Origin of the sequence: Fangia hongkongensis FSC776 = DSM 21703 (assembly GCF_000379445.1) — a bacterium.
Classification (GTDB): Bacteria; Pseudomonadota; Gammaproteobacteria; order Francisellales; family Francisellaceae; genus Fangia; species Fangia hongkongensis.
Genome location: NZ_KB902242.1, coordinates 68941 through 87663 on the forward strand (window position 1 = coordinate 68941; position 18723 = coordinate 87663).

17 protein-coding genes are annotated in these 18723 nt (G+C 38.8%); 11 read left to right on the forward strand and 6 right to left on the reverse strand.

The features are described 5' to 3' along the window. Positions 1–62: 62 nt before the first annotated feature. A complete protein-coding gene (locus tag A37Q_RS0103530) occupies positions 63–1733 on the reverse strand; it encodes a glutamine--tRNA ligase/YqeY domain fusion protein (RefSeq protein WP_018298893.1) in 1671 nt (556 codons plus the stop codon). A 150-nt stretch (positions 1734–1883) separates the two neighbouring features. Continuing rightward, complete coding sequence (locus tag A37Q_RS0103535) at positions 1884–2306, reverse strand: GFA family protein (protein ID WP_018298894.1); 423 nt, start codon at positions 2304–2306, stop codon at positions 1884–1886. Between the two features lie 291 nt (positions 2307–2597). Between A37Q_RS0103535 and pckA the strand changes: the two genes are divergently transcribed. The 4 genes from pckA to A37Q_RS0103555 all read left to right on the forward strand — a co-directional run bounded on the left by pckA (position 2598) and on the right by A37Q_RS0103555 (position 6438). Continuing rightward, complete coding sequence (gene pckA, locus A37Q_RS0103540) at positions 2598–4217, forward strand: phosphoenolpyruvate carboxykinase (ATP) (protein ID WP_018298895.1); 1620 nt, start codon at positions 2598–2600, stop codon at positions 4215–4217. A gap of 142 nt (positions 4218–4359) precedes the next feature. Further along, a complete protein-coding gene (locus A37Q_RS0103545; protein WP_018298896.1) occupies positions 4360–4932 on the forward strand; it encodes a hypoxanthine-guanine phosphoribosyltransferase in 573 nt (190 codons plus the stop codon). Between the two features lie 2 nt (positions 4933–4934). Next, a complete protein-coding gene (locus A37Q_RS0103550) occupies positions 4935–5714 on the forward strand; it encodes a TatD family hydrolase (protein WP_018298897.1) in 780 nt (259 codons plus the stop codon). Positions 5715–5799: 85 nt separating this feature from the next. Next, entirely contained in the window at positions 5800–6438 is a 639-nt protein-coding gene (locus A37Q_RS0103555) for an SH3 domain-containing protein (protein WP_018298898.1), read from the forward strand. 13 nt (positions 6439–6451) lie between these two features. Here A37Q_RS0103555 and A37Q_RS0103560 read toward each other — a convergent pair whose 3' ends face one another. Then, positions 6452–6931 carry a PaaI family thioesterase gene (locus tag A37Q_RS0103560; protein ID WP_018298899.1) on the reverse strand — a complete coding sequence of 160 codons (480 nt, stop codon included), beginning with the start codon at positions 6929–6931 and terminating at the stop codon, positions 6452–6454. 118 nt (positions 6932–7049) lie between these two features. On the opposite strand from A37Q_RS0103560, the gene dnaB reads away from it, so the two are divergent. From dnaB to rluB, 5 genes are all read left to right on the forward strand, one after another. Further along, on the forward strand, positions 7050–8459 hold the full coding sequence (dnaB, locus tag A37Q_RS0103565; RefSeq protein WP_018298900.1) for a replicative DNA helicase: 1410 nt from the start codon (positions 7050–7052) through the stop codon (positions 8457–8459). A gap of 121 nt (positions 8460–8580) precedes the next feature. After that, positions 8581–9756 carry a dual-specificity RNA methyltransferase RlmN gene (gene rlmN / locus A37Q_RS14545; RefSeq protein ID WP_018298901.1) on the forward strand — a complete coding sequence of 392 codons (1176 nt, stop codon included), beginning with the start codon at positions 8581–8583 and terminating at the stop codon, positions 9754–9756. Continuing rightward, a complete protein-coding gene (locus A37Q_RS0103575) occupies positions 9719–10498 on the forward strand; it encodes a hypothetical protein (RefSeq protein ID WP_018298902.1) in 780 nt (259 codons plus the stop codon). Before rlmN ends, A37Q_RS0103575 begins: the two co-directional genes overlap by 38 nt. Positions 10499–10510: 12 nt before the next feature. Continuing rightward, the gene (locus tag A37Q_RS0103580) at positions 10511–12262 is read left to right on the forward strand and encodes an alpha/beta fold hydrolase (protein WP_018298903.1); all 1752 of its coding nucleotides are present in this window, start codon (positions 10511–10513) and stop codon (positions 12260–12262) included. Positions 12263–12281: 19 nt separating this feature from the next. Beyond that, positions 12282–13121 carry a 23S rRNA pseudouridine(2605) synthase RluB gene (gene rluB, locus A37Q_RS0103585; RefSeq protein WP_018298904.1) on the forward strand — a complete coding sequence of 280 codons (840 nt, stop codon included), beginning with the start codon at positions 12282–12284 and terminating at the stop codon, positions 13119–13121. A 30-nt stretch (positions 13122–13151) separates the two neighbouring features. Here rluB and purT read toward each other — a convergent pair whose 3' ends face one another. Both purT and A37Q_RS16075 read right to left on the reverse strand, forming a co-directional pair. Continuing rightward, on the reverse strand, positions 13152–14357 hold the full coding sequence (gene purT, locus A37Q_RS0103590; RefSeq protein ID WP_018298905.1) for a formate-dependent phosphoribosylglycinamide formyltransferase: 1206 nt from the start codon (positions 14355–14357) through the stop codon (positions 13152–13154). A 30-nt stretch (positions 14358–14387) separates the two neighbouring features. After that, the gene (locus A37Q_RS16075; RefSeq protein ID WP_018298906.1) at positions 14388–15092 is read right to left on the reverse strand and encodes a DNA-binding protein; all 705 of its coding nucleotides are present in this window, start codon (positions 15090–15092) and stop codon (positions 14388–14390) included. A gap of 340 nt (positions 15093–15432) precedes the next feature. On the opposite strand from A37Q_RS16075, the gene A37Q_RS0103600 reads away from it, so the two are divergent. Together A37Q_RS0103600 and A37Q_RS0103605 are read left to right on the forward strand one after the other, a co-directional pair. Then, positions 15433–17676 carry an NADP-dependent isocitrate dehydrogenase gene (locus A37Q_RS0103600; RefSeq protein WP_018298907.1) on the forward strand — a complete coding sequence of 748 codons (2244 nt, stop codon included), beginning with the start codon at positions 15433–15435 and terminating at the stop codon, positions 17674–17676. Between the two features lie 65 nt (positions 17677–17741). Then, positions 17742–18317, forward strand: coding sequence for a gamma-glutamylcyclotransferase family protein (locus A37Q_RS0103605; RefSeq protein ID WP_018298908.1), 576 nt, complete (start codon positions 17742–17744; stop codon positions 18315–18317). Positions 18318–18457: 140 nt separating this feature from the next. Here A37Q_RS0103605 and A37Q_RS16080 read toward each other — a convergent pair. Then, on the reverse strand, positions 18458–18723 hold a 266-nt coding region (locus A37Q_RS16080), incomplete at its 5' end, for an IS1 family transposase (RefSeq protein WP_018298909.1).

Sequence of the window (18723 nt, forward strand, 5' to 3'; positions counted from 1 at the left end):
TTAGTCTGTAGGCTTGGGCAAAATAGAAAGGTGATTTTAGTGTTCTTAAGCGATAGAGGATATTAACCCTTTGACCAAGTGTCGCGAAGTCCAACAATTTTGTTGAAGATATATTTGTCTTCTTTTGCGTTGAAATCACACTGATCGGCGCAAAAATACCCAACTCGGTTAAATTGGAATTTTTCCTCTTGAGTCGCACTCTCCAGTGACTTTTCAAGCTTTGGTTGTTGGATGATTTGTAATGAATCTGGGTTAAGCGCAGCTTCAAGTTTGTCAAAGCTTCCAGGATTCTCTGTGTTAAACAGTCTATCATAAATGCGAATTTCACCATCTAGTGCGTTATTTGCATCAACCCAGTGAAGCATCGCTTTTGGTTTAACCCCATCACTTGGCTTCTTTCCGCCCAATGTTTCAGGAAGATAGCGACATTTAAGTGCTGTAACATTACCTGTTTCATCCTTAATGACTTCATAGCATTCAATGACATAGGCATTAAGAAGGCGCGCTCTGCCATTTAATGAAAGCTTTTTATGCCCTTTTTCTAAGACTTCCATAAAGTCACTTTTTTCAATATAGACCTTATTAGATATGGTGATATCTCTTCGACCAAAATCAGGATTCTGTGGATGATTGGGAACGTTGAGTATCTCTGGTGTTAGATCATCAATTTCCACCAATAAAGGTTCTAGCACAGCATTTTTGCGTATCGCCGCTTGATTGAGGTTATTTCGGATACACTCTTCAAATAAGCTAACATCTGTAATGGAGTCTTGCTTAGAGATCCCAACTTGCTGACATAGATCACGAATTGCTTTAGCAGGAACGCCTCTTCGTCTTAATCCTCGAATTGTTGGCATTCTTGGGTCATCCCAGCCTGATACGAGTTTGGACTCTACTAAATATTTCAACTTTCGCTTGCTGGTAATCGTGTAGTTTAAATTTAATCGTGAAAACTCAATTTGTTGTGGATGGTTTTCGAATGCACATTTTTCTACAACCCAATTATACAGTGCCCTGTGATCTTGAAATTCAAGGGTGCACAATGAGTGTGTGATTTTTTCAATTGCATCCGATGCAGCATGAGCAAAGTCATACATGGGGTAAATACACCAATGTTCGTTTGTATGAGGATGCGTTGCTTTTTTAATGCGGTATAATGCCGGGTCACGCAAGTTAATATTGCCTGATGCCATATTGATTTTGGCTCTTAGTGTACAGTGGCCTTCTTCAAATTCACCACGTTTCATCTTATCAAAAAGATCAAGATTCTCAGCGATGCTTCTTGTGCGATAGGGACTGTCTTTGCCTTTTTCCGTTAGTGTTCCTCGATAGCGTCTGACTTCTTCAGCGTTGAGGTCACATACATAAGCGTGACCATCTTGAATAAGTTTAACAGCTAATGCATATAATTGATCAAAATAGTTTGAAGCATAATAAAGATGCTCACCCCAATCAAAGCCAAGCCATTTGATATCTTCTTGAATTGCATTGACAAATTCAGCCTCTTCATTAGCAGGATTGGTATCATCAAAGCGTAAATGGCAGGGTCCAAGTTGATAATCTTGTGAAATGCCAAAGTTCAAGCAAATAGATTTGGCATGCCCAATATGCAAATAGCCATTTGGCTCAGGTGGGAAGCGGGTAATCACTTTTCCCTGATTTTTACCGTTTCTAATATCTTCATCAATAATGTTGCGGATAAAGTTTGTTTTATGTGTTGTTGTGTCACTCATCTTTGTATTTAAATTTTTGGTTGGAATGCAGCAAAATACAAACAAATTAGTCAATTTGTATAATGGCTGCAAATTTAAATCAGTGTATACATTTTATATCAGTGTGTTGTTATTTTATAGTCTTTCTTGAGCTTTGCTTTGTTTTTTAATTTAAGTCTCATTTCTTTCAAGGTTAAAGAAGCCTGAGTATTGCTTTAAGCTATCAGTCAGTGAAAAATACCCCGCCTGGGTTGATAAACAAACGTGCGCTTTTATTCTGACTTTAAGCGGTGTGTCAATTGCGCTTAAAGCAATGCTGCCATATTTTTCCCTATCGGTTGTGTAGTTAAAGAGCCGTGAGCCACATTGAGCGCAAAAGACACGATATAGATGCTCGGATGATTGAAATTCTGTTATTTTCTGCTGACCTTTTATATATCTGAGCGTGCTTGGTTTGAAAGGGATTTGTGCAGCAAAGGGCGTGCCGTGAGATTTTTGACAGTTTATACAATGGCAATATGCGCCAATTGGGACAACATCGCAGTCAAATTGTACTTGAGAGCATAAGCAGCTGGCTGAAATGCGCTTTTTCATGATTAGAGTCTCAGTCGTGTCATTTATCGTAGCGTATCAGAGTGCGCTAATCTTTGCACTATGCTTAGGCTTTATGGGTAAGAATTAGCAAGTCAGGGGATGATGGTTGCTGTAAAAGTGTAATTAAGTTCCATCTTAATGGGGTGATGGCTAAATCCAAGCATAAACCTTAATAAAATCAAACAAAATATGTATATAATCTACATTTCATATAATTCTGTTGACGATTTATTTACCTGATCTAAGATAAAGTTTATGATGATAGAAATCATAACCGGGAGTACTATAAATATGTTACATAAAGCACTTAATTCAAGTGGAATCTTAGATATAAAAGAAATAATTCACAACCCCAGCTATGAGGCGTTGTTTTTAGCAGAAACTGCAACTGATGCTGAAGGTTATGAGAAAGGTGTCGAAACCAATATGGGGGCGGTTGCTGTGGATACTGGCCGTTATACTGGACGCTCGCCAAAAGATAAGTTTATTGTTGAGACAGAGGATGCGCTTAAAAATGTTTGGTGGTCGGAAGAAGGCTCTGATAACAAAAAAATGTCTAAGGAAACTTGGGCGCATCTTAAAACTTTAGCGACAACACAATTAACAGGCAAAAAACTATATGTAATTGATGGCTTTTGTGGCGCAAATGAGCAAACAAGGTTATCTGTGCGCCTTGTAACGGAAGTGGCATGGATGGCGCACTTTTTCAAGAATATGTTTATTCGTCCCTCTGAGGAAGAGCTACTCAACTTTAAACCAGATTGGACAATCTTTAATGCGTGTAAGACATCTTGTGAAGATTATCAAAAATGGGGTCTTAATTCGAAAACATTTGTTGCCTTTAATACAGATGAGCGTATGACGCTAATCGGTGGCACTTGGTATGGTGGTGAGATTAAAAAGGGTATCTTCTCAATGATGAACTACTTTTTGCCATTGAATGGAATTGGCTCTTTTCATTGCTCTGCTAATGTTGGTGAAGAGGGTGACTCTGCTTTATTTTTCGGCCTTTCGGGTACAGGCAAAACAACCCTCTCAGCAGATCCTAAACGTAAATTGATTGGTGATGATGAGCATGGTTGGGACAATGAAGGGGTGTTTAATCTTGAGGGTGGTTGTTATGCAAAGACCATTAACTTATCTAAAGAGAATGAGCCTGATATTTACCATGCTATTCGCCGTGATGCGCTTTTGGAAAACGTGGTGTTAAATGAAGATAAAAGCATCAACTTTGCCTCGAATGAAAAGACAGAAAATACGCGTGTTTCCTATCCAATTTATCATATTGATAATATCGTTAAACCCATTTCAAAAGCAGGCCATCCAAATAAAATCATATTTTTAACTTGTGATGCATACGGTGTGTTGCCACCTGTTTCAAAGCTTTCAATTGAGCAGGCGATGTATCAGTTTCTCTCCGGTTATACAGCAAAAGTGGCGGGGACTGAGCTTGGTGTGAAAGAGCCAACTGCGGTTTTTTCTTCTTGTTTTGGTCAGCCGTTTTTACTGTTACATCCAACTAAATATGCTGAAATTTTAGGCAAAAAAATGGCTGAACATAATGCTGAGGCCTATCTTGTGAATACCGGCTGGACAGGCGGTGGTTATGGTGAAGGGCATCGTATATCGATAAAAGATACACGAGCAATTATTGATGCTGTATTGGATGGTTCAATTGAAAAGGCGAACTTCAGAGAGGATGAGCTTTTTGGATTTATGGTGCCTGAGTCTTTGTCTGGCGTTGAAAAGGCGATTTTAAACCCGAGAAATACATGGCAGAATAAAGAAGCTTATGAGCAAGCGTATCAGGCGCTAGCTGAAATGTTTGTCAAAAACTTTTCAAAATTCACCCAAAATGCACTAGGTAAACAATATGAGGCGTATGGCCCAAAGTGTAAAACGACAGCTTAAGATGTTGTTACTCTCAATTGAAAAATTGCTTTTGAGTTGTCAATAAAATAATTCAACTTATTTTTTCTCATCATATTCCCATTACATTAAAAAATCGTATAGAATAGGGCGAAATTTTATTTTAAAGATTTTTTGATCTACTATGGCGAAAATTACACCCTCTTTTATTCGCGAAGTGTTTGATGCTTCAAGTGAAATTGTAAGTCAATCGGTGCTGGAAGGCTCTTTTGATACATTGGCAAACGAAGTGACAACACGCCACAGAAAGGATAACCCTATTGCTGTGTGCGTCATGAACGGTGGTCTTTTTATTACTTCAGAAATAGTCAAGCGTTTGCGTTTTCCTTTGCAGGTGGACTATATTCATGCTAGTCGTTATCGAAATGAATATACAGGCTCACAAACACTCAACTGGGTGAAAACGCCTAATATTGATCCGCGTGGGCGTACGGTTATATTATTCGATGATATTCTTGATGGTGGTCTAACACTGGCTGAGGTCAAACGTTATTATGAGGATAGGGGTGCTGCAAAAGTCTTAACTGCCGTAATGCTTGATAAAGATGCTCCAAGAGAAAAGGGCGGTTTGATTCAGGCCGATTATGCAGGGCTTAAGGTTGAAAATAAGTTCTTGTTTGGCTTTGGTCTTGACTATCATGGCTATCTTAGAAATGTCCCAGCGATTCATGCTGTGGACGAAAAACACATGATTTAGTTATGCTGATTGATTCGCACTGTCACCTCAATCATTTAAAGCTTGAAGATAAGACGCTTTCTGATGTGATTGCAGAGGCTTATGAAAAGGGTGTGAAAGAGATTATATCTATTTCTACTACACTTGAAGAAGTCAAAGACATTGCAGAAATTGCTAAAGCGCATACAGGGGTGTTTTATTCTGTTGGCGTTCATCCAAGTGAGTTTGATGGCGTTCAGCCACAAGAGGCTAAAGAAATTATTTCCTTTGCCAGAGATAATAGGTGTGTCGCTATTGGTGAGACAGGCTTAGATTATTACTACAATGATCAATCAACTATTCCATTGCAAAAGGGAAAGTTTTTGGCGCACCTAGAGGCCGCAAATCGTTTGCAAAAACCTGTAATCGTTCATACCAGAGGCGCTAAAAAAGATACTCTAGAGCTCTTAAAAGAAGGTAATATTGAGGGCTGCGGAGGTGTTTTACACTGTTTTACTGAAGATTGGGATATGGCCAAATCAGCACTTGATATGGGAATGTATATTTCTTTTTCAGGTATTGTGACCTTCAAAAATGCACAAAGTGTGCAAGAGGTAGCAAAGAAAATACCGCAAGATAGAATTTTGGTTGAAACAGATGCGCCTTATCTCACGCCAGTGCCTTATCGTGGAAAGCCAAATTATCCAGCATATGTCTATTATGTTGCAGAGTACTTGGCTGAGCTTCGTAAAGAAAACTTTGATGCATTTGCCAGTAAAACAACTGAAAATGTACATAGATTATTCAACTTGCATGATGCTTAAGTTTCTCTTAATATTTTTTGCATACCTTAGTATTTAAATGTCAGTTACCAATTTACTTTAATCATCAAATAATGAGGGTTTATCTATGAAGAAAATACTAATTGCGCTTGGGTTGTTAGCGGCGACAGGCAGTGCTTTTGCAGCGAGCTATCAAGTGTATAGCCAGCCAAATGCAAACTCAAAAGTTTTGGGTAAAATCTCTGATCAATCAGCTGATCAATACATTCAATTTTACAAACAGGGCAATTGGGTGAAAATTGCAGATACCCAAACAGGTGCTGTTGGCTGGGTGAATGTGGCAGGCCCAGCAGCACAAGCAAATGCGCAAAATGCTCAAGCGCAAAGAGCTGCACAATATCAGCAAGCGTATAATTCGCTTCAAGCACAGCAGCAGCAACTTGAAGCACAGAGAAAAACATTTGAGCAAAATTATCAGCAAGCAGCTCAGCAATTAAGCCAAAGAATGCAGGCGCTCCAGCAACAGGTATCTGCAGAGAATCAAGCAACAGTGAATAGAGTGAATCAAACAAACGCTAATAATAAAGCACTCAATCCAGCAGGGAGTACACAAACACAAAAGTCGTTTAATGCCCTAATTATTCAAACAAACAAAGATGGTAAAACTGCAACCGTAACAAAAGAGTGGTTAGGGCAAGATGGTAAAATGCATAAATCAGTCAAACAAGTTCCATTGAGCCAGCTTCAGAGTATGCAACTTTCGTAGTAGCATTTGGATACTATCGTTTATTTTTTCTTTTAATATAAATGGTGCGTTTAACAATCGCAATGAGGTTATCTTTGTCATCATGAATTTCAATTTCACGATAAAATAGCATTTTTTCATTTTTATCAATTTCTTCTTTAATGTTCATAATATCTCTATCTGTCAAACTAAATTGGCAGTGAACAGTGCCTCTCCCAGGTTTAATGTACTTGATACTCGCTTCTTTATCCCAAATGATATATTGCTTGCCAAGCAGATTTGAAAGCATAAGGGGATAAAAAGCATCAGTCATTGAAAACAATGAGCCGCCAAAGTGGGTGCCAAAATAGTTTTTATTATGCCATTTAAGTGCCATTGAAACTTTAATATGATCGTAGTTTGCGCTGATAAAGCGTGTTTTTATCCCCGCTCCACGATAGGGGCGATAGCGGTTCAAAATAAAGCGCATGATAAAGGGAGTTTTTTCAACGAGTGATTTGAGTTTTTTCTTCATCTATAATTTGCCTTGTTTAGCTTAATTCACTGCATAAGTATTTATACATTTAACGAAGCGTCCAGGTTATATCAGGGTTTTTTTATGATAAAATGCATGAAACTATTATGGGAAAGTAATGATATATATGCAACCGCAATCATCGACATCGCTACACAATGAATTGGAAAATATTAAGCGTCCGCCTTCTTCGATGGATGCTGAGCGATCCGTGTTAGGGGGCTTGATTTTAGATAATGAAATGTGGAGCAAAGTTGAGGAGATTTTGCTGGTTGATGATTTTTATACTCAACAGCACCGGGTGATATTTCGCCAAATGCAAAAGCTGATTCAACAAGATGTTCCATTTGATATTATTACCTTAAGTGACTCTCTTACGAAGGAGAAGTTGTTAGATCAAGCAGGTGGTCTTCACTATCTGGCTGAGATTGCAAAAAACACACCAACGGCAGCCAATATCAGCGCTTATGCTGCGATTGTTAAAGAACGTTCAAAATTGCGAATTCTACTGAATGCCGCAACTGACATAGCCGATATGGTGTATACGCCGCAAGGGAGAAAAGTGGAAGATATATTGGATGTTGCTGAGCAGAAAATTCTATCCATTGCAGAGCATGATTTAGATAAGGCCGATGGGCCAAAATCCGTTCCTGAGATTATACCAAGTGTGATCGATAGAATCGATGCAATGATGGAGTCATCAGATGGTATAACAGGTGTTTCAACAGGCTTTAGTGATCTTGATGAGCTGACTTCAGGACTTCATCCATCTAATCTAGTCATTGTTGCCGGTAGACCTTCCATGGGAAAAACAACTTTTGCAATGAATTTGGCTGAGAATGTTGCAAGAGGCGCGAAAAAGCCTGTGCTTGTATTTAGCTTAGAGATGCCTTCGGAGGATATTGTGCTTAGAATGATCTCATCGCTCGGTCGCGTTGAGCAAAATGCACTTCGAAATGGTCGCTTGGAAGATGAGCATTGGGCAAAAATTACCGCTTCAATGGAAGTTTTATCAAAAGATTTTAATATGCATATTGATGATAGTGCAGGCTTAAGTCCAACTGAAATGCGCTCAAGGGCACGCAAAGTGTATAAGGAAAATGATGGCTTAAGTCTAATCGTGGTTGATTATTTGCAGCTCATGAAAGTACCCGGGTATGAGAATAATAGAACACAGGAAGTCTCAGAGATTTCGCGCTCCCTTAAATCACTTGCTAAAGAGCTTAGTGTTCCTGTAGTGGCATTATCACAGCTCAACCGTGGTGTGGATGACAGAGCAGATAAGCGTCCAATGATGTCAGATTTAAGAGAATCTGGCGCAATCGAGCAAGATGCTGATGTGATTATGTTTGTCTATCGTGATGAGGTGTATCACAAGGATAAAGAGGATAACAAAGGTTTGGGTGAAATTATTATCGGCAAGCAACGTAATGGTCCTATTGGGCATGTTAATGTGCATTTTGAGGGGCGCTTTTGTCGGTTTGCCGATTTGACTTTTGAGCAAAGTGTTCCGCCGGGTGCGTATTAATACATTACCTAGAAAGACTAAATTGTTTGATTATAAAATAATCATGAGTATAATGCTTGTGGTTGATAAAGTAGTCTGAATAAAGATAAAAAATAAGAATACTGATTTTTAGAGATAAAGCATGCAGCATAATATAAGTGAAAAAAACAGCACAGGCACGATAAGTGCGGTTAATTTAATGAATTTTAACCTTTCTGATATGGAGAGCTATTTTTCAAGCATCGGAGAGAAGCCTTTTCGTGCGCGCCAAGTGTTTAAATGGATACATCAAAAAGGCATGGTTGATTTTGATCAAATGAGCGATCTAAGCAAGTCGCTGCGTGCAAAGCTTGCAAGTGTTGCTGAGGTGCTTTCACCCAAGGTTGTATTTAGTAAACCCTCCTCAGATGGGACGCATAAGTGGCTGATTGAAGTTGCTGGTGCTAATTGTGTTGAGACAGTTTATATTCCAGAGGGGAATCGGGGTACATTGTGTATCTCTTCACAAGTAGGTTGCACGTTAAATTGCAGTTTTTGCTCAACGGGAAAGCAGGGCTTTAATCGAAATTTGTCAGTAGCTGAAGTGATCGGACAGGTTTGGGTTGCTGTGAGAGCTTTATCAAAAGAAGATGGCGCACATGATCGCATGGTAACGAATGTCGTTATGATGGGAATGGGTGAGCCTTTAATGAACTTTGATCATGTGGTTAAAGCCATGGATATTATGATGGATGATTTTGGTTATGGACTGTCAAAACGCCGTGTGACATTGAGTACCTCTGGTGTTGTGCCAAGAATATATGATCTTTTAGAGCAGTCAGATGTGTCATTGGCTGTGTCACTGCATGCACCAAATGATGCACTGAGAGATGAGTTGGTGCCAATTAATCGAAAATATAATATCGATGCGCTTATGGAAGTGTGTAAATTGTATGCTGAAAAAGGTCCTCAAAAAGAAATTACCTTTGAATATACATTAATGAATGAGGTAAATGATGGCATAGAGCAGGCCAAAGAATTGGTGGATTTGCTAAGAGTGAAAAATGTGCCAAGTAAGATCAATTTAATTCCATTTAATCCTTATCCTGGCACACCTTATCAAAAACCTTCCAATAATCGCATTCATCGCTTCCAACAATATTTGATGGCAGAGGGATTTGTTGCTACGATTAGAAAAACAAGAGGTGATGATATTGATGCTGCATGTGGTCAACTTGTTGGTTCTGTGCAAGATCGTACTAAAAGGCAGGCAAGATATCAGAAAAAGCTAAGTGAACAGTATGAAGCAAAGAAGGAAGTGGAAGTCAAAGTTAACTAGCTGTTATTTATTATTTACTCTAAGCACTCTAGTGCTATTAACTGCTTGTTCATCTACCAATAAAAAGCAAGAAGCCAACATTCCTGAGGCTCCTGTTGTCAACTATCAAAAGGCAGCGGTATTAAATGCGAAACTTGCAATTGTATATACACAACGTGGAATGCTTGATCGAGCAAAGGAGAAGCTATTAAAGGCGAAATCGCAAGATGCGGATATTCCTGAGATTTATTATGCCGAAGGCTTGTATTATCAAACCTTGGGGATGAATGATATTGCAGAGCCGTTTTTTAAAAAAGCGCTTAGCATGGCGCCAAAAGACTATCAAGCGTATAACTTCTACGCACAGTTCTTATGTGAAGCCAGACAGCAGTATCGTGCCGCTGAGATGCTGTATCAAAAATCAATCCTGCTCCCTAGGAATGTTAATTTAGCTGAAACATTCACACTATACGGCCAGTGTTTATTGGTGCAACATAAAGAAGATGCTGCTAAGAAGATGTTTGAGCGAGCAATTAATCAAGGCATTAGTAGCTCCTATGCCTACTGGGAGCTTGCCGTCATTAATGAGAAAGAAGGAAATTATACTCAAGCGCTTAGTATGGTAAATGAATATATCACGCGGGCAGGTAACACCAAAGAAGCATTAACACTTAAAATGAACATACTCCAGCATTTAGGGCGAAATAATGAAGCAGCAACCCTTCGATTATTATTAAATTCAAAGGATTATCAAAATGCTTAATGGAGAGTTTGCATGATATTATCGATAACAAAAAAAGCCGTTCGAAAAGATAGGGTGCTTTGTGTTTATCATAATGAAATAAGTCAAAATAAAAAAACCTTACTATTTATTCATAACTTAGGTGGCAGCGCCATTAATTATCAGTTGCAGTTTAGGGAGTTTTCAAATCGCTATAATATTATTGCATATGATCTTTTAGGTCATGGTCAAAGTGCGATGAGTAAGAGTGCAAAAGATTACGCTTTGCATGAGCAAATGTTAGATGTTAAAAGTATTATAGATCATTTTTCTTTGCGTCATGTGATTGTCGTTGCAGATGGATTTGGTGCGCTTATTGCATTATTGCTTGCAGATAGAAATCAAAAATTGATTGATAAGTTATTGCTGATCAATCCTGAAAGATATGAGCCTGTGCATGATATTCCTTGGTATATGAAAGCGCCAGTGTCTTTTTTATATCGCTTCTTTTTTGTCAATAAAGCTTATTTGAGTGAAAAGGGCAATAATAATCTATATTTTCCACGGTTTTTTGTCTTAAAAGATTATTTACTTGCAAAACTTAACTTACCAAGACTTAAAAGTGCTCGCACACAGATCAAGGTGAAAACAGTTGTCTTAAGATCAGTTGATTGGCCTTCATATAAAAAAGCGAAAGTAGATGATTTCTATCAGCTTTTTTTTCGTGCGAAAATCAAGCCACTTGAAAGTAGCTCGCGCTATCCAGCTTTGCAAGCGTCAACTCGTGTGAATTATTTTATTAATCAATATATCGATGAGCTAAATATCAGAGCATTTCGAAACCTTGTATTTGAAGGCGCAGGAGTCAGGGGAATCGCCTATAGTGGAGCCATTACAGCACTTGAATCTTTGGGCGTGTTGGAGAACATCCATCGTTATGCAGGCACTTCAGCCGGAGGGATCTATGCGATTTTCCTTGCAGTTGGCTACAATGCAAAAGAAATTGAAGAAATCGTCAGGAATATTAACTATGCGGAGTTCACCGATGCCAGTCGCAATTTTTTAAGTAACTCTACCAGATTACTAACTGACTATGGCTGGTATAAAGGTGATGCATTTGTTGAGTATATGAGGGCGCTGATTGAGAAAAAAACAGGGGATGGTGAGATCAGTTTCAGCATGTTAAAAGCCAGAACAGGAAAAGATTTATACATTACTGGAACCAATCTTTCTCATGCGTGTGCGGAAGTTTATAGTGCTGAGAGTACACCAGATATGTCACTCACTGAAGCAATACGTATTTCAACGGCAATTCCAATGTTTTTTAAAGCGATTAAGCGAAAAAATGGTAAAGAAGAGGATATTCTTGTTGATGGAGGGCTATCGTGGAACTGCCCGTTAGAGCTGTTTGATCAACGAAAATATGTTTCAAATGAGCTTAATATTACGCCAAAGAAAACAGAAGGGAAAAATATTTGTTTTAATGTTGAAACCTTGGGCTTTCGCTTAGACCCCAAGAATGACCCGCTTAAAGGGCGAAGAGAACCAAGAGAGTATAAAAAAATCAGTAATATTTTTGATTTCACACGTGAATTTATGCGCTTTTACTCTGAAGGATCCTTAAAAAGACACCTTGATCCAAATAATTGGCAAAGGGTGATTTTTGTGGATACTTTGGAGGTGGAAGGGACTAATTTTAATATTGACCGAGAAGGAATTGATCGGTTGATTGAGCAGGGAAAATCAGGTGTATATAAACACTTTGCTTGGCGAATGAGTGAAAATGGGGTAAAGTTCCCGCAGTAGTTCTAAGAAGTAAATATTTATGCATACGAATAAAAATAGCCATCGAGCAAATAGAAAAAGTGATCAAAAGCCCAAGGATAAACTGCAAAAGCTACTTGCGCAGGCAGGGCTTGGCTCTCGTAGGAAAATGGAAGAAAAAATCACACAAGGTCGTGTTGTAGTGAATGGTAAGGTCGCAACAATTGGTGATAGAGCATCATTAGATGATAAGATTATTGTTGATGGTAAGCCACTTAAAAATCAAGCAGTCACTTTATCAAGGCCAAGAATTATTATTTATAACAAGCCGGAAGGGGAAATTTGCACAAATTCAGATCCTGAAAAGCGCAAAACAGTTTTCGATGCTTTGCCTCGTTTGAATAGAGGGCGCTGGGTAATGATCGGGCGTTTAGATATTAATACGACAGGGCTTTTGCTGTTTACAACTGATGGTGAGCTTGCCAATCGTCTTATGCACCCTTCTTATGAAGTAGAACGTGAATATGCAGTAAGAGTGTTTGGGGAGGTGACCGATGAAGTGCTCGCAAAGCTAAAAGAAGGTGTGGAGCTAGAAGATGGTTTTGCCAAATTCAATTCAGTTCGTTTTTCTGGAGGTGAGGGCAGAAATAGTTGGTATCATGTCAGTCTATCAGAGGGAAAAAATAGAGAAGTAAGACGTATTTTTGAAGCAGTTGGTTTAACAGTGAGCCGCTTAACGCGTGTGCGCTATGGTCAAGTTAATTTGCCACGATGGTTAAGTGCTGGGAAATCAGAGGAACTGGCACCTGAGATGGTAAATGACATCCGTCAAACAGTTGGGCTTAAGCGCTATTATTTTCCAAAAGGTTTATTAGGAAAGCTCAACAGAAAATCAAAGTAGTGCACTCAGTTTTACAAAAAGGGTGTCAGGTTATTCAATTAAGGTGATTTTTTTTGCTGCGCGCTGTGCTTTTTCTTTTGCTTCATCTAAGGTTTTGGCGCTACAGAGAATCACACCCATTCTACGCTCTTTTTGAATGGAAGGTTTTCCAAACAGGCGAAGCTCTGTGTCAGGTTCTGATAGAGCATCAGAAATACCGTTAAATACAGGATTATAAGACTCTCCATTTAAGCGAAGTGCCGCAGAAGCAGATGGATCTCGTAAGTGGATCTGATGAATAGGGAGTCCAAGTATCGCTCTTAAATGTAGCGCAAACTCAGAGAGGTTCTGCGAAATCATTGTTACCATACCGGTGTCATGCGGTCTTGGCGAAAGCTCATTAAAGTAGACTTCATCATTTTGAATAAATAACTCAACGCCAAACACACCAAAACCACCGAGCTCATTAGTAATGCTCTTGGCAATATGTTGGCAGGCTAAAAGCGTTTCTTCTTTTAGGGGGTGTGGCTGCCAAGAAAGTCGATAATCACCTTGTTCTTGAATATGACCAATAGGTGGGCAAAAATACGTCCCATCCTTGTGGCGAACAGTGAGTAAAGTGATTTCATAGTCAAAAGGAATAAATCTCTCAACGATTACTTGATCGCCTAATCCTCGAGAGCCTGACTTAGCATACTCCCAAGCTTTTTTTATATTGGATGGGTCTTTTAGAATGCTTTGCCCTTTCCCAGAGGAGCTCATAATAGGTTTAATCACACAAGGAATGCCGATGTGCTCAACGGCATTAACATACTCATCAAAATTGTTGGCAAACTGATAGGGAGAGGTTTTTAACCCTAACTTCTCAGCAGCAAGTGACCTTATGCCTTGGCGATCCATCGTTAGTTTTGTTGCCCTAGCAGATGGAATAATGTTAAAGCCTTCATTTTCAAGTTTGATCAGTACATCAGTTGCAATCGCTTCCACTTCAGGCACGATAAAATCTGGTTGCTCTTTATTAATTAATGCATAAAGTGCCTCAGCGTTTTGCATATCAAGCACGTAATATTGATGGGCAACTTGCATGGCTGGGGCATGTTGGTAATGATCCACTGCAATAGTAAAAATGCCAAGGCGCTGAGCTTCTATAATGAATTCTTTGCCAAGCTCCCCTGAGCCAAGTAGCATGATTTTTAATTGAGATTGTGTATTAGCAGTGCCAAGTTTATTAATGCCTGCTTTATTATCAGAGTGCATATATGTCAGTCCCTTGCTTGCAAGTTGATGTTATTGCTTTTTAAGTGCAGCGATAGCAAGGTTTGCTTTTTCAAGTTGTGTACGGTAATACTCAAGATGCGTTTCAGATTCACGTTTTAATTGGCGAATTTGACCATTTAAAAATGCAATTTGACTTTCAAGTGAATCGCGTAAGTCAGATATTCTTTGCGTGGTTTGCTCTTTGATGACATCTGCATAAACTTTCGCTTCTTTGGCTATTTTCTCAGCGGTCTCTCTTCGTGTTTGCTCTTTAACAAGTGCAGCATAGAGCTTTCTGACTTTAATTTCAGTGTCACTTTCATTTAAAATAACATCCCACTCATCTGACATGCTCATCAAGATATCATTGCTGAAGCTCTCAGAGCTTGAGATAAGTGCTTGAATGATAGGATCATTAAGGTCACTAGAAGGTGTATTTTGAGGGCGAGGGGCTTTATTTTCAACTTTAGCTTCAAAAGAGACAGGTTTTTGCTCTGGCTCTTTTTCCGGAAGTTGAATATCAATCTCTAGCTCTGCTTGAGGTTGTGTTTCTACTTGTGGTGTTGGTTGTCCTTCTTGAGCATCTTTCCATTGTTTGAAAAACTTACTGATAGTTGTCGGGCTTCCTCGGCCGATCGTCTCTCGAATGCTGTTAATAGTTGGTTTGTTTCCAGATGCAATTAAAGTATTGATTGCATTGACAATATCATCATAACTAAGGCCTGGTCGTGCCATATTTGTTATCACTCCGTTATGTTATTAAAATTGTTGACATGCTGAGGGTTGGAATCATTTTGGACTTTCAAGGCTCAGGTGCCAGTGGTCGATACCTTTGTTGCTATTTTATACCATAAGCAAGCACTACGCTACAAGCTGATCGGTTTAAATTAATTTGTTTAAAACTGAAAAATGCTATATTGAGTGGTATATTTTTAGGCTTCCAAAGATTATATGTCAAAAATTATATCAAGATATTCTATTCAGTCAAACATTCGTTATACTACAGGCATATATTTTGCTAGTATATTGGCGATATAAATTTACATTAACACAATTAAACTTAAGGATCTATGTCATGACATCAAACAAGCTGATATATACCTATACGGATGAAGCGCCTTTTTTGGCAACTTACTCATTATTACCCATTATTCAAGCTTTTACTCGCTCAGCTGGTGTTGAAGTGACTACAAAGGATATTTCACTTGCAGCAAGGATCTTGGCACATTTCCCTGAGTATTTAACTGCGGATCAAAAGCAAACGGATGATTTGGCTGAATTGGGTGAATTGGCAAAAACGCCAGAGGCAAACATTATTAAATTGCCAAATATCAGTGCGTCTATTCCACAGTTGCAAGCGGCGATTAAAGAGTTACAAGATCAAGGCTATGCTATTCCTGATTATCCTTCAGAGGCCACAACAGAAGAACAAAAAGAAATCAAAGCACGCTATGCAAAAGTATTAGGTAGCGCGGTAAATCCAGTTTTAAGAGAAGGCAACTCAGATAGACGTGTTGCAAAGGCAGTGAAGGAATATGCAAAGAAACATCCACACAGTATGGGCGCATGGCAAAAAGACTCTAAAAGTCGTGTTGCGCATATGAGTGATAATGATTTTTATGCCAATGAAAAATCAGTAGTGGTTCAAGATGATACTAAAGTGAGTATTGAGCTTACGACTAAAGAGAATAAAAAACAGATTTTGAAAAAAGACTTAGCGCTTGTGAAAGATGAAGTGATTGATGCCTCAAAAATGAGTGCAAAAGCATTGGAGCGTTTTTTTGAAGCGTCGATGAAAGAAGCAGAAAAAGAGGGTGTGCTTTTATCTTTACATTTGAAAGCCACAATGATGAAAGTATCTGATCCTATTATGTTTGGTCATGCGGTCAAAGTATATTATAAGCCAGTGTTTACAAAATATGCTGAGACATTTAAAAAACTGGGCGTAAACCCAAATAATGGCATTGGGGATGTTTATGCTAAAATCAAATCTTTGCCTCAATCAGAACAACAAGAAATAGAGACGGATTTAAATCAGCTTTATACAGCACAGGCTGAACTTGCAATGGTTGATTCTGATAAGGGAATTACCAACTTACATGTTCCGAATGATGTTATTATCGATGCATCGATGCCAGCTGCTATTCGTGCATCGGGTAAAATGTGGGGCAAAGATGGCAAACTTCATGATACTTTAGCAATGATTCCAGATCGCTCATATGCTGGCGTATATCAAGAAACGATTAATTTCTGTAAAGAACATGGCGCGTTTGATCCAACAACAATGGGTAGTGTTGCCAATGTTGGTTTGATGGCTAAAAAAGCAGAAGAGTACGGATCACATGATAAGACCTTTGAGATTGAAGCAGACGGTGTGATTAATGTGGTTGATAGTGAAGGCAATACGCTTATTTCAATGGAAGTTGAAAAAGGTGATATTTGGCGGATGTGTCAGACTAAAGATATTGCAATTAGAGATTGGGTAAAGCTTGCTGTTCATAGAGCTCGGGTGACACAAACACCGGTTATCTTTTGGCTCGATTCCGCGCGTGCGCATGATAGAAACGTGATTAATAAAGTAGAGAAGTATCTGAAAGACTATGATACACAAGCTCTTGATATTTCTATTCAATCGCCTGTAGAAGCGGTTAAAGTGTCTTTGAAAACAATTAAACAAGGCAAAGATATCATTGCTGCAACAGGGAATGTACTTCGTGATTACTTAACAGACTTATTTCCAATTTTAGAGCTTGGAACAAGTGCGAAAATGTTATCGATTGTTCCGCTGCTTGCAGGTGGTGGGCTATATGAAACAGGTGCTGGAGGTTCAGCGCCTAAGCATGTGCAACAACTTGTCAATGAAAACCACTTAAGATGGGACTCTTTGGGTGAGTTTTTAGCACTTGGTGCCTCGCTTGAAGATTTAGCCAATAAAACACAGAATAAATCAGTGGAAGTGTTGGCAAAAGCTTTAGATCAAGCAAATAGTAAGTTTTTGGATATGAATAAATCACCTTCTCGTAAAGTTGGAGAGCTTGATAATCGTGGAAGCCATTTTTACTTAGCACTCTACTGGGCAGAAGCATTGGCAGCGCAAAATGATGATTTGGCATTAAAGCGTGAGTTTAGCGCGGTTGCAGATGCGCTTAAAAATAACGAAACATTGATTGTATCTGAGCTTAATAATGCGCAAGGGAGAAGTGTGGATATCGGCGGTTATTATCATCCTCTAGCGCAAAAGGTTGCTAAGGCCATGAGACCAAGTAATACCTTAAATCAGATCATTGATGCATTGGCTGAAGAAAAATCACCTGCATAGGAAATGATAATAACAAGGATGTTAATATTATCTAAAAAATACAGATACAGGTACAGTCACCCGATATGAAAAACTACTTTGTTTATGGCGCATTAATGATGAGCCCGAAAGTACTCAAAAATGGCTGCGCTGCCTATATTAAGGATTATGCGGTTGAGATGCGACTTAGAGGGTCCTCAAGTTTTTTGGAGCCAAGTTTCGCTGTGCTTTTTCCTAAAGAATCTGCCACTGCTTGGGGCGTTGTGACGACATTAAGCGATGAAGATTGGCGCTCAATTTCCGGTCATGAAGAGAGTTATCATCTTGATCATTTAGTTGCTTATGATCAAAGTGGTAATGCAGTTCAGATTCAGGCATTTGTTTCACAGAATATGTATAATACTGAGATCAATCCAAGCTCTCGTTATGCCAGAATGTTATATCGTGCATCGGTTAGATATCAATTTCCAAGGGAAATTTGTACTCGCTATTATCACATGATGAAACAAGGGAATAAAACAACGCGCATTGTGTTTTGGTATACGCCTTTGGTCAAAAAGTTAATTCCACGCCTTGGTGTTAGGCGAGCAAAAAAATGTGTTTTATGGTTGCACCTAATGATCGTTTTAGTTTTGATGATAATCGCGTTAACTATTATCTAATCCTGATTTTTTTGAAGGTGTAAATAAAAAGTGTTTTGTTGCGCTAACTGGTTTAATCTACCTTAACCCCTAATATATGGTTTAATCTGTCACAGAAGAATATTTTAAATCCAATGGTTGGTGGTGTTTCCCTTTGTCTTTTATATGTTTCTTCCCCATTCGACTCGGTTGATGTAAAGACCAATCACAGTATCATGCATAAACTCACTTTTTGAAAAACAAATGCTCTTTCTAGCAAGCCTTTTAATCCTTGTCCTAAAGGTTAGAAACTTACGCTCAATCTTTTGTGTATTTCGCTTCCCTATCTCATGATATCTCTCAGGAATATATTTCGTGTAGCTGCCCCAGTCATCACTGAAAAAGCACTTTACCTTAAAATGCTGTAATGTTTTAAGCAGCACTTCAA